General features: G+C 39.7%; 16 protein-coding genes. 13 read left to right on the top strand and 3 right to left on the bottom strand.

Going from position 1 to position 14,188, the window contains the following annotated elements:
- The first annotated feature begins 39 nt into the window (after positions 1-39).
- The 8 genes from Q0A08_RS12195 to pseG are packed head-to-tail and all read left to right on the top strand — an operon-like array spanning position 40 to position 7,806.
- Positions 40-927, top strand: coding sequence for a flagellin (locus tag Q0A08_RS12195; protein ID WP_438461814.1), 888 nt, complete (start codon positions 40-42; stop codon positions 925-927).
- A 60-nt stretch (positions 928-987) separates the two neighbouring features.
- On the top strand, positions 988-1,422 hold the full coding sequence (locus Q0A08_RS12190) for a flagellar protein FlaG (RefSeq protein WP_438461813.1): 435 nt from the start codon (positions 988-990) through the stop codon (positions 1,420-1,422).
- 29 nt (positions 1,423-1,451) lie between these two features.
- A complete protein-coding gene (gene fliD, locus Q0A08_RS12185; RefSeq protein WP_438461812.1) occupies positions 1,452-2,876 on the top strand; it encodes a flagellar filament capping protein FliD in 1,425 nt (474 codons plus the stop codon).
- Positions 2,877-2,902: 26 nt separating this feature from the next.
- A complete protein-coding gene (gene fliS, locus Q0A08_RS12180; RefSeq protein WP_438461811.1) occupies positions 2,903-3,337 on the top strand; it encodes a flagellar export chaperone FliS in 435 nt (144 codons plus the stop codon).
- A 3-nt stretch (positions 3,338-3,340) separates the two neighbouring features.
- Positions 3,341-3,631, top strand: coding sequence for a hypothetical protein (locus Q0A08_RS12175; RefSeq protein WP_438461810.1), 291 nt, complete (start codon positions 3,341-3,343; stop codon positions 3,629-3,631).
- Positions 3,624-5,744 carry a motility associated factor glycosyltransferase family protein gene (locus tag Q0A08_RS12170; protein ID WP_438461809.1) on the top strand — a complete coding sequence of 707 codons (2,121 nt, stop codon included), beginning with the start codon at positions 3,624-3,626 and terminating at the stop codon, positions 5,742-5,744. Before Q0A08_RS12175 ends, Q0A08_RS12170 begins: the two co-directional genes overlap by 8 nt.
- A gap of 23 nt (positions 5,745-5,767) precedes the next feature.
- Entirely contained in the window at positions 5,768-6,796 is a 1,029-nt protein-coding gene (gene pseI, locus Q0A08_RS12165) for a pseudaminic acid synthase (protein ID WP_438461808.1), read from the top strand.
- An 8-nt stretch (positions 6,797-6,804) separates the two neighbouring features.
- Positions 6,805-7,806 carry a UDP-2,4-diacetamido-2,4,6-trideoxy-beta-L-altropyranose hydrolase gene (gene pseG, locus Q0A08_RS12160; protein ID WP_438461807.1) on the top strand — a complete coding sequence of 334 codons (1,002 nt, stop codon included), beginning with the start codon at positions 6,805-6,807 and terminating at the stop codon, positions 7,804-7,806.
- A 4-nt stretch (positions 7,807-7,810) separates the two neighbouring features.
- Here the strand turns inward: pseG and pseF are convergent, their stop codons facing one another.
- The 3 genes from pseF to Q0A08_RS12145 all read right to left on the bottom strand — a co-directional run bounded on the left by pseF (position 7,811) and on the right by Q0A08_RS12145 (position 10,424).
- Positions 7,811-8,494, bottom strand: coding sequence for a pseudaminic acid cytidylyltransferase (gene pseF / locus Q0A08_RS12155; protein ID WP_438461806.1), 684 nt, complete (start codon positions 8,492-8,494; stop codon positions 7,811-7,813).
- Positions 8,491-9,714 carry a UDP-4-amino-4,6-dideoxy-N-acetyl-beta-L-altrosamine transaminase gene (pseC, locus tag Q0A08_RS12150; RefSeq protein WP_438461805.1) on the bottom strand — a complete coding sequence of 408 codons (1,224 nt, stop codon included), beginning with the start codon at positions 9,712-9,714 and terminating at the stop codon, positions 8,491-8,493. Before pseC ends, pseF begins: the two co-directional genes overlap by 4 nt.
- A 152-nt stretch (positions 9,715-9,866) precedes the next feature.
- Positions 9,867-10,424, bottom strand: coding sequence for a DNA-3-methyladenine glycosylase I (locus Q0A08_RS12145; RefSeq protein ID WP_438461804.1), 558 nt, complete (start codon positions 10,422-10,424; stop codon positions 9,867-9,869).
- A 111-nt stretch (positions 10,425-10,535) separates the two neighbouring features.
- Here Q0A08_RS12145 and Q0A08_RS12140 point away from each other — a divergent pair, with 111 nt between their 5' ends.
- From Q0A08_RS12140 to Q0A08_RS12120, 5 genes are all read left to right on the top strand, one after another.
- Complete coding sequence (locus tag Q0A08_RS12140) at positions 10,536-11,420, top strand: energy-coupling factor ABC transporter permease (RefSeq protein ID WP_438461802.1); 885 nt, start codon at positions 10,536-10,538, stop codon at positions 11,418-11,420.
- Entirely contained in the window at positions 11,413-12,027 is a 615-nt protein-coding gene (locus tag Q0A08_RS12135; RefSeq protein ID WP_438461801.1) for an NUDIX domain-containing protein, read from the top strand. Before Q0A08_RS12140 ends, Q0A08_RS12135 begins: the two co-directional genes overlap by 8 nt.
- A gap of 62 nt (positions 12,028-12,089) precedes the next feature.
- On the top strand, positions 12,090-13,049 hold the full coding sequence (locus Q0A08_RS12130) for an acetyltransferase (protein WP_438461800.1): 960 nt from the start codon (positions 12,090-12,092) through the stop codon (positions 13,047-13,049).
- A 3-nt stretch (positions 13,050-13,052) separates the two neighbouring features.
- On the top strand, positions 13,053-13,511 hold the full coding sequence (locus tag Q0A08_RS12125; RefSeq protein WP_438461799.1) for a DUF1249 domain-containing protein: 459 nt from the start codon (positions 13,053-13,055) through the stop codon (positions 13,509-13,511).
- 57 nt (positions 13,512-13,568) lie between these two features.
- Positions 13,569-14,141, top strand: a complete 573-nt coding sequence (locus tag Q0A08_RS12120) for a YqiA/YcfP family alpha/beta fold hydrolase (RefSeq protein WP_438461798.1) — start codon at positions 13,569-13,571, stop codon at positions 14,139-14,141.
- Positions 14,142-14,188: the final 47 nt, after the last annotated feature.

The raw sequence follows: 14,188 nt of genomic DNA, 5'->3' as shown, positions 1-14,188 counted from the left end.
CCTGGCAGGTAAACAATTAGGCGAAACTAGGAGGCTATAATGTCTGTATATGTAAATACAAATACGACTTCTTTGTATGCTCAGCGTCAGTTATCCACTTCAGGTAATAACTTGGATACTACTTTTGAACGTTTAGCATCTGGTAAACGTATCAATAGTGCGGCAGACGATGCTGCTGGCTTGCAAATATCTAACCGTTTGACTTCTCAGACAAATGGTCTGAATCAATCCATTCGAAATGCGAACGACGGTATCTCATTGGCGCAAACTGCTGAAGGGGCGATGGACGAAACAACAAACATGTTGCAACGTATGCGTACCTTGGCAATTCAGTCTGCAAACGGTTCAAACACCGATGATGACCGACTAGCACTACAACAAGAAATCTCGGCTCTAACAACTGAGATTGACCGTGTTGCTTCTGATACTACCTTTGGTGGTCAGAACCTGCTTGATGGTTCTTATTCATCAGGTGTTTTTCAAGTTGGTGCTGATGCTCAGCAAACAATCAGCTTCTCTCTAGCTTCTGCTGGTGTAAATAACAGTGTTGATGTTTCTGGACTTGGTGGCTTTAATGTACAAGGCCTTTCATCAGCTGCGGGTACAACTGTTGTAACTTCTGCCACAGCATCGATTTCATCTGTTGCCAATGCGCAAAGTATGATTGAAATGCTAGGTAGTATGATTGCTGCCGTTGATACTAAGCGTGCGGAGCTTGGTGCGGTACAAAACCGTTTCAGTTCTACTATCAGTAACTTGGGTAACATCAAAGAGAATGTTGAAGGCGCGAAATCACGTATTGCTGATGCCGACTTCGCGAAAGAAACTGCTGAATTGACAAGTAATCAAATTTTGCAACAAGCAAGTACGACTATCCTGTCTCAAGCAAACCAAAGACCGCAAACTGCATTATCGCTTTTAGGCTAATTCAGTGCGTGATAAAAGCTGGGGCCTACCTCAGCTTTTTGGGTTTTGGAGGGTGCTATCATGGCAATAGGTTCGAGTGATTTATTAAAAAGCTCTATGGATTTAGGTGTTGGTCAACAGCTTCAACACTCTAGAACAGAGAGTTTTGCGCAAGAAAAAACGCGAGAAACGAAAACTGTAACATCTCTTCGTGACAGTCAAAATGTTCAAGCTGATGCTAGATACATGCAAAGGGACGTAAACGAAAAAAAGGAAAAAGTAGACTTTCAACAGCTAATGGACTCAACTAAGAGTATGGCGCAGTTAAACATTAAGCTTTCTTTTGATGTTTCAAGTGCAAACAAAGATAATGTTGTTAAGGTACTTGATCAAGAGACGGGTGAAATTGTCAGGCAAATACCAACAGAAGAGTTTGTTGAAATGTCTGAACGTATTCAAGCGTTATTAAGAGAATTAGGTGATATTAAAGGTGCGTTAGTGAATCGAGAGGTTTAGCAACTTTGACTTAAATTTAGGGGCAGTATATGAGTGTGGGAGCCTTAGGAACAGGTTCTGGTATGGATTTGGAATCTCTTGTGAGTGGCTTAGTTAGTTCTCAAAGAGATTCTAAAATTGCGGCTTACGAGCAAAAAATATCAGATTTGTCAGTTGAACTTTCTGCTGTTGGTTCTGCGGAGTCAGTGGCGTTTTCCTTTCATGAAGCCGTTAAAAAAGTTAATGACCCTCGTTTATTTAATAGCCGTATCGCTGATATTGATCAACCTAGCGCGGGTGATGCACTTGCGATAGAGGCAAGTGGACGTGCTCGAAATGGACAATACAATGTAGGTGTTAATCAAGTCGCATCTGGTAGTCGGATGGAGCTGTTGCCTAATGTATTTAAATCTCCCGATGAGGTGCTAACTGCATTGGGCGGTACTATGACATTTGCTGCTGGTAATGAGTCTTTTACCATCAACCTTGAAGGTGGTACGACACTGGCTGAATTGTCCGGAATCATCGCTCAAGCTGAAAAGAATTTTGGTGTTTCCGCTAGTATTATCGATACTGGTGAGGGTGATGTTCGCCTTATTATTGAATCTGATAAGACAGGTGATGGTAACGATCTTACTATTTCAAGTTATGAGAAAACCTTAGTCGATATCATGGGGTCAGACACTCGTTATGATTTCGCGACACTTCCTGAAAAATACACAGACTTGCTTAAATCAACTAAAAACAATTTAAGCATGGTTCCTGATAACCTTATTTCAACTGAATTTGCTCAGAATGGCATCATTAATGTTGATGGTGTTGAAATTCAGGGTGAAAATAATACCTTTGATAAGGCGGTTCAAGGCTTAGAAATTGAAGCTTTGAATAAAACAGAAGGGCAAGTCGCTGCGTCTATCTCGACTGATTCTGAGACCATCAAAGAGTCCATTAGAACCTTAACGGATTCATATAATAAAATGGTATCCACCTTTAATGATCTTACTCAAATGGGCGGAACATTACAGGGAAATAGTCTGCTTCGAAATCTAGAATCTTCTTTGGTTACTACTCTAGGAAGAACCTTTGAAGGCAGTGGTGAATTTAGAACTATGTTCGATTTAGGCCTAGAAGTTGAAAGAAATGGCTTAATAAAAGTCGATAGTTATAAATTAGATAACGCAATTAGTTCAGGTTTTAAAAATTTTGCCGATATGTTTACTGGAGAGCGTGGAATTGCAAAAGCTTTTGACGAGTTGATGCAACCTTATCTGGGCGCAAGTGGACTATTTCGCAGTACTGAAGACTCTATCCAGTCTCAAATTACCTCTAATGATGAATCTAGAGAGGCATTTGATCTTAGGATGGAACAATATGAAAAAACATTGCGTAAACAATATTCTTCACTTGATAGCTCGATCGCTGAAATGAATGCCAGTGGCGCCTACTTACGTAGTCAACTGGCGGGATTAGAATAGAAGACTAGAAGAATTGGAGTTAATGTATGTACGTAAACAAGGGTATTCAGGCTTATAAAAAAGATTCTTTAAAGTCTGACCTTGCCGGAGCCGATCCGCACCGTATTATACAGCTTTTAATGCAAGGGGCGCTTGAAAGGCTTGCCCTTGCTAAAGGTTGTATTGAAAGACGCGACTTGGAAGGAAAGGCAAACGTATTAACTCGCGCGATTGAAATTATTAACGCCCTCAAAGACTCTCTTGATCGCTCATATAACCCTGAGCTTGCCGATAACCTTGACTCTCTCTATGACTACATGACATTTAGAATTACTGAAGCGAGCTCTAAGCTCGATAACAGTATTATTGATGAAGTTATGGGGCTGATGCTTCAAATTAAAGGTGCTTGGGATCAAATTTCAGAATTAGACAAGCAAGAAGCTTATATAGAAAAAGAGAATGAGCGATTAGGTAACGGTTAAATTATGGAATACCATCAAGCATTAGAGGATATTACGCTTCAAATCAATGCTGCTATTGAGCAGTCTGATATTCCTTTAGTGCTTTCACTATGCCAACAAGGCGTAAAGCTGGTTAAAGAAAATGAGCCAGCGAAACCAGAAGACTTGAATGTATTAAACGCATTTCAACAAAGTCATACCAAGGCCCAATTACTTGTCACTAAAGCTCGTGACAAGCTAAAAGGTGCCCTTAGCAAGTCCAAACACGCTCGAAAAAGTATCAAACAATACAAAGGGATCTCCTCAAATGTCTAATGATATCAATGACTCTATAGCCTCTGTTGAAGCAAGACTTAAACAGAAACAAGAGAGATTGGAATCACTTAGACAAAAGGATGCTATTTTTACCGAGAAATTTCAGCAAAATATGCAGGCTTTAGAAGAAATGATGCCTCATATTTTTGAAAGTTTTCAGTCATTTAGACCGCAAAATCAAGAAATATTCTTGGATGAGTTTGGCGATCTAAATATCGATCTGGCACCCGATAACCCTTTGTATCAAGGTGCCGTAAAAAGTAAAGCTGCTGCAAAAATCGATAAGGTGATAAACGAACCTAATAAAACGGTGTTGGATATTACCCGTACTAAAGATCATCCATCTCGCCATGTTTATTTTAATAACCTTATTCAAGATGTTGTGGAACAAGGTGCAGAGGGGTTAACGCCTCTGACAGAAATTCCTGATTTTGCTGGGTCCGTCTTTTTTTTCGGCATAGAACTTGGTTACCAGTTAGAGGCATTTTTAGCCCGTAAAGATGTTAAACACCTTTACCTTTATGAGGCTAATCCGGACTTATTTTACTATTCTTTATTTGCCATAGATTGGCGCCCAATTCTTGAAAAATTCAATCAAGATGGCAAAACCATTCACATCATTATTGGTTTAAGCCCTAAAGAACTAAGTCAAAAATATGCTCTCCAGTTAACCGAAAATGGCTTTTTTATGGCGGGTATGACGTATTTACATGTGGCTTATCTTAGTCCTGAAATACAAGCTGCGCTGGATTACTTTGTAAAGCATTATAGTACGCAAATAATGGGATGGGGCTTTTTTGATGATGCTTTAATGGGGGTTGCACATGGGTTGAAGTCTTTACCTAAATCTAAGTTAGCGAGAGTGACGCGAAATGACGCAGGCGAGCCAAATTCTCTACCTAATTGGATGAAAGATATTCCTGTCTTTATTTTAGGTAACGGACCTTCCTTAGATAATTCGATTGAGCTAATCAAAGAAGTTAAAGATAAAGCCCTATTTATTTGTTGTGGTACAACGATCAACACTCTAAGCCGACTAGGTATCAAGCCTGATATGCATGTTGATGTTGAGCGTATGATTCATACCGCCCAAAAGTTTGAGTTCTTAGAGGCAGATTATCTTGAAGATATTTTGGCTTTAAGTGTTGATGTTATGCACCCTGACTTCTTCAAGTACTTTAAACGTAGTGGTATGGGCATGAAGCCGGGTGAAGCAATTACGTCTCTTATTTTGTCTAAAGCAAGAGCGGCTGGTGATAGCACTGAGTATGTGCAAATGAACCACTCCGGTCCTATTGTTGCTAACCTAGCGCTATCCTTTGTGCATTTATTTGGCTTTAAGAATGTCTACTTTGCTGGCGTTGATAACGGCTTTAAAGATATGACAGTGCATCACTCTAAGCACAGTGGTTATTATGGCAAAGATGGTAAAGAAACAGGCTTTCAGACGTTTGTCGAAGAAAAGCTCGTAGTTAGGCCGGGTAACTTTGGTGGTGAAGTTCATACCACAAGTATTATGGACTCATCTCGTGTGCAGCTTGAGTTAATGCTTAAACAGTTACATAAAGAAAGAAGCTTTTCATGTTTTAACTTGTCTGACGGCGCCAAAATTGAGGGCAGTGTTCCTGTTCAGCCTGAAGATGCCATGATATTTGATCCAGATATTAATAAACAAAAGGTGATTGAAGTTTTATATGAAACCTTCTTTGATGACGTGCCTGAACAAGTAATGTCTATGGATACCAAGGAGCTTATCTCTCAGGCGGCATTTGATGAAGTTGTTGAGTTCTTGCAGCAAGGTTGGGATGACAAGATTCAAACCCGAGAAGATGTCACTAACTTGTTATGGCATCAATATAGAACCTTGTTCTTATTAAAGACCACAGTACATACTCACCTTTATGATATTTTTGCTGGCTCTTTTACCTATTCTGCTTTTGCCATTATTAAAACTGTTTATGCGTACCGTGAAGAGCATGAGGCAGTATTACACGCTAAAAAGCTCTTTAATATATGGTGTGATTTTCTACAAGAAATGCCTATTATGGCAGACGATGTGAGCCAGTTTGTTGATGGTGGTTCGGATAAAATGCGTTTGTTATACAATGGCTAATTAACTTATTTAAGGTTGATTCAATGCCGCAATCCCCTTTTATTATTGCCGAATTATCAGGCAATCATAATCAAGACTTTTTTTTGGCTAAGGCCATGATAGAAGCCGCCGCAAAAACCGGTGTCGACGCGATAAAGCTACAAACCTACACTGCAGACTCCATGACGTTAGATGTTAGAAATGAAGAGTTTATGGTATCTGCTCAGGGGAGTTTGTGGGAAGGTGATAATTTATATGATCTTTATGCAAAAGCCTCTACCCCTTATAAGTGGCACAAACCTTTATTCGATTATGCTAAGTCACTCGGTCTTATCGCATTTAGCTCACCCTTTGATATTGCTGCAGTCAACTTCTTAGAAGAACTTGAAGTACCATTATATAAAATTGCCTCGTTTGAATTAACTGATTTGCCTCTAATTGCGGCGGTTGCAAAAACGGGTAAGCCTATGATTATGTCAACAGGTATGGCAACTAAAATAGAGATTGAAGAAGCCGTAAGTCTTGTTAGATCAATCGGCGATAACGACATTACCTTGCTAAAATGCACCAGTACTTATCCTGCAAAAATTGAAGACTCCAATCTAGCGACACTTGCTGATTTAGCCAAAACATTTGATTGTCAGGTCGGCTTATCTGATCACACTCAAGGCTTTGCTGCAGCGGTTGCCGCTACGGTGTTGGGCGCAAGTGTTATAGAGAAACACTTTGTATTGGATCGAAGTGCAGGTGGGGTTGATGCTGCTTTCTCCATGGAGCCGGATGAATTGGCACAACTAGTCTCAACTTGTCGACAGGCGAAAGCTGCGCTTGGTGAAGTGACCTATGGTGGTACCAAAGCAGAACAAGATTACAGAAAATACCGCCGCTCAATTTATATCTCAAAAGATAGTAAGAAAGGTGATAAATTGACCGACTCTAATATGCAAATTATCAGACCGTCATTAGGGCTTGCGCCAAAGCATTGGCCTGATGTCTTGGGTAGAACCTTGAACGTCGATGTGAAAAAAGGTGAAGCACTGGATTTTTCCATGTTAGATGAGCAAATTCTTTAGTGCTAAATTTGGCTAACAAACAACTACTCATTCGAGCGGATGCTTCTCTAGAGATAGGTATGGGGCACAGAGTAAGGTGTCAAATTTTGGCAGACTTATTTCGTGAAAAAGGTTGGCTCGTCTCGTTTGTATGCCATGCCAGTTGTCGTCAAATGAGTGCTGATGAGGATATTTTCATTAGTCATGAGGATATCTTTTTAGAGATGGCTGCACAGGCAGACCTCGTCATACTTGATCACTATCAATATGACTCAAAGATGATTGAAGCTTTATATAAAGCTCAATCTAAACTTTTGTTGATTGATGATATGAATGATAGAGGAGCTTTATATTGTCATTGGCTGCTGAATCCTATCTCTTTAGATTACCAGGCTAATTTCTCTGACTTAAAACGAAGTTATCAGGAAATACCTGAGCTATTTCTTGGTTTAGATTATGCCTTGCTGAGGCCTCAATTTAGACAAAGATCACTTAGTTCCTCTGAAAAACTGTTAATTACCTTAGGAGGGACGGACCCTCTTTCGTTAACTCTGCCTATCCTTAAATGTTTAAACTCATTAGGTTTTCGTTCTGAGAATATGCTGGTTATGCTTGGTCAGAATGCTAAGGGTGCAGGCCAAGTCATTGCTTTTTGCCGGCAGCAGAATATTGAATATCATCAGGGAGTAAGAGAGGTTGCTGCCTTAATGGATCGAGCTAAAATGGCTATTTCAGCAGGCGGTAGCACCTTGTTTGAGTTGGCGGCCATGAATGTGCCAAGTATTTTTTTACAGATAGCAGATAATCAAACCGAGCTGCTAAAAGAGCATGAAAGCTACGCTTGGTGCAGAGTGCATCGAATGCATGATAAAGAAAAAGACGTTAGGTCACTGATGGTGGCCAAGATATGCGAGCAAGTCTTAGAGGATTGGGATGACACTGATTATCTCAGTCAGTGTCAATCTCGTATTCCTCACTCACAGTGTTCAGGATTAGATCAGATACTTGAAAATATAGAATCGACACTTTAGATTGTTAATCGGAATGCAACTCTAATAATTGTTTTAGCACTTCAAAGTCTTCTGCTGTATCTAAATCTTGTACTAAACATCTAGGGAGCATAACTGGCTTTGACTCAGGGCCAAAAAACTCAGGGCCTTCTACTAAGTCTTTCGCTCTAGCCCAATAGAATTGTCCAGCATCATGAATGGCTTCAATAAGATCTTGAGACCTATGCTGTATAAATTCAGGATACATAGGTGCAACATGTCCTGAGCTGGTTTGCTTTAGTGCCCTTTGTACTGGAAAAGCAAAACTGGTGGCAGCAAAACTAAATTTAGCTTGAGTTAATTTCTCGTAGCCTTGAATTAAGTACTCAGGCTTCAGCAGAGGGCAGGTAGCATAAATCATGCAGGCTTTATCAACCTTTTCTCCTGAAGATACTAACCAACTGACTGCATGCTGAAAGACGGCTGTCGTCGTACTGTAATTATCAGAGAGCTCTGCTGGTCTAGTAAAGGGCGTTTCTGCGCCAAATAACCTAGCCACTGAAGCAATTTCCTCGCAATCCGTCGAGACAATGATGCGATCAAACAGCTTTGTTTTTATTGCCGCTTCAATGGAATAGGCAATGAGTGGCTTGCCATGTAGTTCAATAATATTTTTTTTGGATAGGCGTTGTGAACCGCCTCTAGCAGGGATAATGGCAACGTTAATCATATTGCCCCCTTTGACTCACTATTTACCTGTTCTAAAATTTGCTCAAGTACCTGAGTAATATGAGTTTGTTGGTGCAAGGTTAGATCTGAATACATAGGTAAAGAGATACTGCTTTGATAATAACTTTCAGCAACGGGGAAGTCTCCCCATGAGAAGCCCAGTGACTTGTAATAAGGCTGAGTATGAATAGGGATATAGTGTGTTTGAACACCAATTCCTAATCGCCTTAAAGTGGAAAAAATCCACTTTTTATAAGGAACAAGGCGCTTCGAAAGTCGAATAGGATATAAGTGAACGGATGAATAAGAGTTGTCAAAAATATGAGGAAGGTGGATGTCTAAGTCTTTTAATAGATAGTTATACTGCTCAAATAGTTGGTGTCTCTTTTTAACAAAAGAGGTGACTTTCTCTAGTTGGGATAACCCCAGCGCAGCTTGTAATTCAGTCATTCTATAATTAAAACCGAGTGCTTGCTGCTCGTAATACCACTCACCTTGCTCTTGATCTATAAGATCCTCGGTTACTCTTTCTATCGCATGACATGCAAATGAGCGCATTGATTTATCTAGCTCAGGACTGTTTGTCAGCGCTAAGCCGCCTTCTCCAGACGTGATGATTTTCACTGGGTGGAAGCTAAAAATACAGATGTCAGAGAATTCACAAGACCCAATAAGTTGATCTTGGTATTGAGCGCCAACGGCATGTGAGGCATCTTCGATAATAGCAAAGCCATAAACCTTAGATAGCTCAAATATTTTTGCCATATCACAGGGCTGGCCAGCAAAATGTACGGGAATGACCACTTTGGGGAGTTTGCCATCTATTTTTGCTTTGGCTAACTTTTGCTCTAACTTAACAGGGCATAGGTTGTAGCTTGTTTCATCAATATCGACAAAATCAACATCGGCACCGCAAAAGCGTGCGCAGTTTGCAGAAGCAATAAAAGAGTTTGGTGAAGTCCAGACTATATCACCGCTTGTAACCTCTAAGGCTAAACATGCAACATGTAATGCGGCCGTGGCATTGCAAACAGCAAGGCTAAATTTAGCGCCAGTATACTCACAAAAAGACTCTTCAAAGCGCTGGATGACAGGCCCTTGAGTTAAAAAATCTGATTTCAATACACTGATGACAGCGTCAATATCTTTATCATCGATACTTTGCTTACCATAAGGTATGAACTCATTATTTTGATCATTAAAATAATGCTTTTTGGCCATTTTATTACTGCTTAATTACTTATTAAGGGGAGCTTTTTTAAAAATTGAATATTTACACAAAATCAGTGTTTATAAGAAAAATGCTTATAAACTGATATCGGCAAAAATGGCGAAAACATTAGCATTAATAATGTGCCTCTTCATGTCTAATCTTAAGTACGAAAGCTGCACGCTTGAATATGGTCGTTCACCATGCCTGTTGCTTGCATAAAGGCATAGCAGGTTGTTGGACCAAAGAACTTAAACCCCCTTTTTTTCAAGTCTTTCGCTATGATGTGAGAGAGCTCAGTACTAGCAGGGACTTGGCTAATATCTTCCGGTTTATTATCTATGACTTTATGGTCGCTAAAGGCCCAGAAGTAATTGCTGAAGCTTTTATATTCTAAAATAATGGCTTGAAACTGCTTTGCATTATTTATGGTGGCTTGTATCTTTCCTTTATGGCGAACAATTTCTGAGTTAAGTAATAAGGCCTCTTGCTCAGCGTCAGTCATACTTGCCACCTTGTCGATATCGAATTGGTGGAATGCTTTGCGATAGCCTTCACGCTTATTAAGTATGGTGATCCAACTTAATCCTGCTTGGGCACTTTCTAATACCAGATATTCAAAAAGTGTTCGATCATCATAAATAGGTTTGCCCCAATCCTTATCGTGATAATCCATGTAGGAATCAGAAGCAAGGCACCAAGAGCAGCGTAAAAGTGACATAATAAAGGCCTGATAACGTATAAAGAAGCCTAGTTTGCCTGACTTTTAAGGTGAGTTACATTCAATTGCGGCAGCCGTTGTAAATTTTACTAAGGTCACAAGAAGTCTAACATGAATATTTCCAGTAATTTACTTGCTTTAGGGCAGGTATGGTTTTTTAACTTATTATTAATTCCGCTTTTATTTTTGATAATAAAACGGCTTGATTGGAAGACGTTGATTAATGACAAAGTGCTGCAGCATAGGTTTTTTGCGGCAACCTTAGTACTTTTCATTATTTGGCAAGTGAATATCAGCATTAGTTTAGATGTTGCGATTCATTTTCTGGGCATCACGACTTTATGTTTAATGTTTGGTTGGAGCTTAGCCTTACTTGGGGCATTAGTGGCGCAAGCGGGGTTTTTAATTCTTGGTCAAGGGCAATGGGAAAGCTTTGCACTTAACTACTTTATCAATGCTGTCATCCCGATTGCTTTTACTTGGCAACTCCATCTTTGGATTGAGTCAAAAAAACCGCAAAATCCTTTTGTTTTTATCATGGGTGCAGGCTTTTTAAGCTGCTTACTTTCTTCTATTTTAGTGGCCACGTTAGCAGGTGTTATGCTGTTTTTGGGTGGGCAATTTAAGTTTAATCTTGGGGTTCTAGATTATATTAGCTATTTGCCATTGTTTATTTTCCCAGAAGCGGTTGTGAATGGCATGTTTATCTCCGGATTTAGTATATTGCACCCACACTGGATGCAGGCATTTAATGATGAACGTTATTTCCAAAAGCCAACACCTGGTCAAGAAGTGGAACAAGGGAAAGTACCAGATGCCTTAAATTTAGATGCACAAGAAATGCAAACGGATAGAGAAGGTAAGTCTGACTCTGAGCCCTTAGAAGCAGAAGATTTTGACAAATATCGACCACCAGAAGGCTGGCGTAACAAAGCTTTAGATAACAAAGATAATGATAACTCATTGAATGAAAAGGATAATAAAAAGCATGACTAAATTTACACAGAAGGATGTTGAAGTTCAAAAAGAAGAAATTCTTTATGAAGGCTTCTTTACCATGAAAAAAGTCACGCTTAAGCACAGGTTGTTTGATGGTGGTTGGAGTAAGGAAATAAGCCGAGAAATGTTGGTGCGTGATGATGCTGTTTGTGTCCTTTTATACGATCCAATTGCTGATAAAGTCCTCCTTATTGAACAATTTAGACCTTGTGCAGTGAAGCATGAAAGTCCTTGGTTACTAGAGTTAGTTGCAGGTATGGTTGAAGAAGGCGAGCAAGATGAGGACGTTGCTAGGCGTGAATCACTTGAAGAGGCGGGAGTCGAAGTAAAGCGTTTAGAATACATGTTTAAATTTGTGCCTTCCCCTGGTGGTCTGGTGGAATATTTGCGAATGTATGCGGGTGAATTTGATGCTAGTAAGGTGGATGTTAATCGCAGCTTTGGCTTACCTGAAGAAGGAGAAGACATACGTTTGCACTTAATGTTGGCGGAAAATGCCATTGATTTATTGAAAACGGATATAGACAATGCAAGTACCATAATGGGGCTGCAGTGGTTAGCGTTAAATCGAACTGAATTAAGGCAGAAATGGACTCAAAATTAAGTCTTTCATGACAAGGTTGCACCCACAAAATCAAGCTATGAACAAGTGGGTGAATAAGTCTAATGTTAAACGTCTTAATGCAAGTAATCGCGCCCTTTAGACCTTTATTGGGCGTTTTATCCTTCTTATATATCTGTCTTGTCACCCTAGGTTTAGCCTCGCTATTGCACCTAGTAGCGCTTTATTACTTTTTATGGCGACCTCAAGACGAACAAAGGTCTCAAAGCATTTATCATCAGCTATATGAAACTTGGTTTGCAGCCATTAATTATTGGTTTCGCAAAGTATTAAGAGCTAATTGGATATTAGATAAAGAGCAGAAAAGGCAGGCTGATACTTGGCAGTTTGTTATTGCAAACCATCAATCTTGGGTCGATATTTTTGTTGTTTTTGCTCAAATACAAGGGCGAATACCTCTCCCAAAAGTCTTTATGAAACATAACCTTATCTGGATACCTTTGATTGGTACTGCGACCTATTTGATGGGGTTTCCCTTTATGCGTCGCTACAGTAAAGGGTTTCTTGCTAAACATCCTCATTTGAAAGGAAAGGATATAGAGACCACACGTCGATCATGCCAGCGTTTTATGCAAGCTCCCAATACAGTGCTAAGCTTTGTGGAAGGAACACGTTGGAGTCAAATGAAACATGACCAGCAGGACTCACCTTACCAGCATTTATTAAAACCAAAAACGGGTGGTGTTGCGTTTGTATTACAAGTCATGCCTGATAAGTTTCAAGCCATTGTGGATATGAGTGTTATTTATCCACAAGAAAATATTTCATTTTGGGATTTACTCTGTGGTCGTTTAAAATCTGCTAAGGTAGTTGTCCGGAACATTCCGTTTCCTGAAAAAGTGCTAAGCTCAGCAGACTTTCAACCTGCCGGTATTCATAGGTTGGAATTTAATGATTGCTTTAATCAATTTTGGGCTGAGAAAGATAAGCGTATAGGCCACTATAAAGAGGCTTTAGAGCAAGAGGCAAATATGCCAAAACAAGGTGTAATCAAAAGTAGTTAGAATATGATAAAAGATGCTTATATCCCCGACTTAAACAGCTTACAAATGCTTGGCGAACTTAATTATCGTCGCATTGCGCGTATTTTGCGCAGTAAAGAAGCTGAAGCCGAGTGGCATTTTTTGATTCACAGTATTGGTGGACAAGAAAGTCGTCTAAGTCTTGTTTTAACCCAAGAAAGTCAATATACCAGCCAGTTTAAGTTAACCTTTGGCCAGCAAAAACGAACAGACTTATTGTTTGACCATGGGGTGAATATGACTGTTCGCTTATATCATGATGTTAAAATTGCTGAAATTACTGATGGCCATAGACAATATCAAGGGGCTTACCCTTATCCGAATGATGCCATGTTGCATAAAGACGAAAAAATGCGTTTGAATCAACAGCTCGCAGATCTTCTAGAACTGTGTTTAAAACATGGTTATCGACTTAACCAAGATGACCTCGTGGCATTTGCCTGATAGGTTAAAACGCTTGCCCGTTATTCTATTCCCTTCTATTTATTCGAGTAATTCTAGATGCCTTGTTTGATATACCTTCATGGTTTTAATAGTTCTGAGAATGCCCAAAAAGCGAGTTTATTAAAACAGCACTGTGCAGAGATAGGCTTGTCCGACTCTCTTATTGTGCCTCGATTAGATTGGGAACCGACCAAAGCCATCGGCGCTATAGAGGCCTTGATAGAGGCAAATTTAGATCGAGGTGTATGTTTATTTGGCAGTTCACTCGGTGGCTTTTATGGAACTTATCTTGCCCATAAATATGATGTTAAATGTGTGGTACTCAACCCTGCTGTGGGTGCGCCTTTATTACTTCAACACCACTTAGGTCTGCAAAAAAATTATCATACTGAAGAAGAGTATGTCCTTACACAAGACCATATAAAACAATTGCAAAAGTATGATGTGCCTTTAACCAAACCTAGTTTGTTTTGGTTAATGTTGCAGAAAGGGGATGAAACCTTAGATTATCGCCATGCTTTGAATTATTACCAAGGGGTTGAAACTAGCTTGGAAGAGGGTGGCGATCATGGCTTTGTAGGTTTTGAGCGCTATCTGGACCAGATACTTCGCTTTGCCAATCTCGTTTAGAGAAGTAAAGAATAAGTTTTCTACCTCAGCATGTTGATAAAAGTATT

Source organism: Marinomonas sp. PE14-40 (genome assembly GCF_051623805.1).
Lineage (GTDB): Bacteria > Pseudomonadota > Gammaproteobacteria > Pseudomonadales > Marinomonadaceae > Marinomonas.
Note: the sequence above shows the minus strand (reverse complement) of the source record. Positions and strands in the feature narration are given on the sequence as shown.

Coding starts and splice junctions, on each gene's coding strand:
- pseI (WP_438461808.1), top strand. CDS start 5,768: ATGCCGCAATCCCCTTTTATTATTGCCGAATTATCAGGCAATCATAAT.
- Q0A08_RS12125 (WP_438461799.1), top strand. CDS start 13,053: ATGATAAAAGATGCTTATATCCCCGACTTAAACAGCTTACAAATGCTT.
- Q0A08_RS12145 (WP_438461804.1), bottom strand. CDS start 10,424: ATGTCACTTTTACGCTGCTCTTGGTGCCTTGCTTCTGATTCCTACATG.
- pseF (WP_438461806.1), bottom strand. CDS start 8,494: ATGATTAACGTTGCCATTATCCCTGCTAGAGGCGGTTCACAACGCCTA.
- Q0A08_RS12170 (WP_438461809.1), top strand. CDS start 3,624: ATGTCTAATGATATCAATGACTCTATAGCCTCTGTTGAAGCAAGACTT.
- Q0A08_RS12175 (WP_438461810.1), top strand. CDS start 3,341: ATGGAATACCATCAAGCATTAGAGGATATTACGCTTCAAATCAATGCT.
- fliS (WP_438461811.1), top strand. CDS start 2,903: ATGTACGTAAACAAGGGTATTCAGGCTTATAAAAAAGATTCTTTAAAG.
- Q0A08_RS12140 (WP_438461802.1), top strand. CDS start 10,536: ATGAATATTTCCAGTAATTTACTTGCTTTAGGGCAGGTATGGTTTTTT.
- Q0A08_RS12130 (WP_438461800.1), top strand. CDS start 12,090: ATGTTAAACGTCTTAATGCAAGTAATCGCGCCCTTTAGACCTTTATTG.
- Q0A08_RS12135 (WP_438461801.1), top strand. CDS start 11,413: ATGACTAAATTTACACAGAAGGATGTTGAAGTTCAAAAAGAAGAAATT.
- Q0A08_RS12195 (WP_438461814.1), top strand. CDS start 40: ATGTCTGTATATGTAAATACAAATACGACTTCTTTGTATGCTCAGCGT.
- Q0A08_RS12190 (WP_438461813.1), top strand. CDS start 988: ATGGCAATAGGTTCGAGTGATTTATTAAAAAGCTCTATGGATTTAGGT.
- fliD (WP_438461812.1), top strand. CDS start 1,452: ATGAGTGTGGGAGCCTTAGGAACAGGTTCTGGTATGGATTTGGAATCT.
- Q0A08_RS12120 (WP_438461798.1), top strand. CDS start 13,569: ATGCCTTGTTTGATATACCTTCATGGTTTTAATAGTTCTGAGAATGCC.
- pseC (WP_438461805.1), bottom strand. CDS start 9,714: ATGGCCAAAAAGCATTATTTTAATGATCAAAATAATGAGTTCATACCT.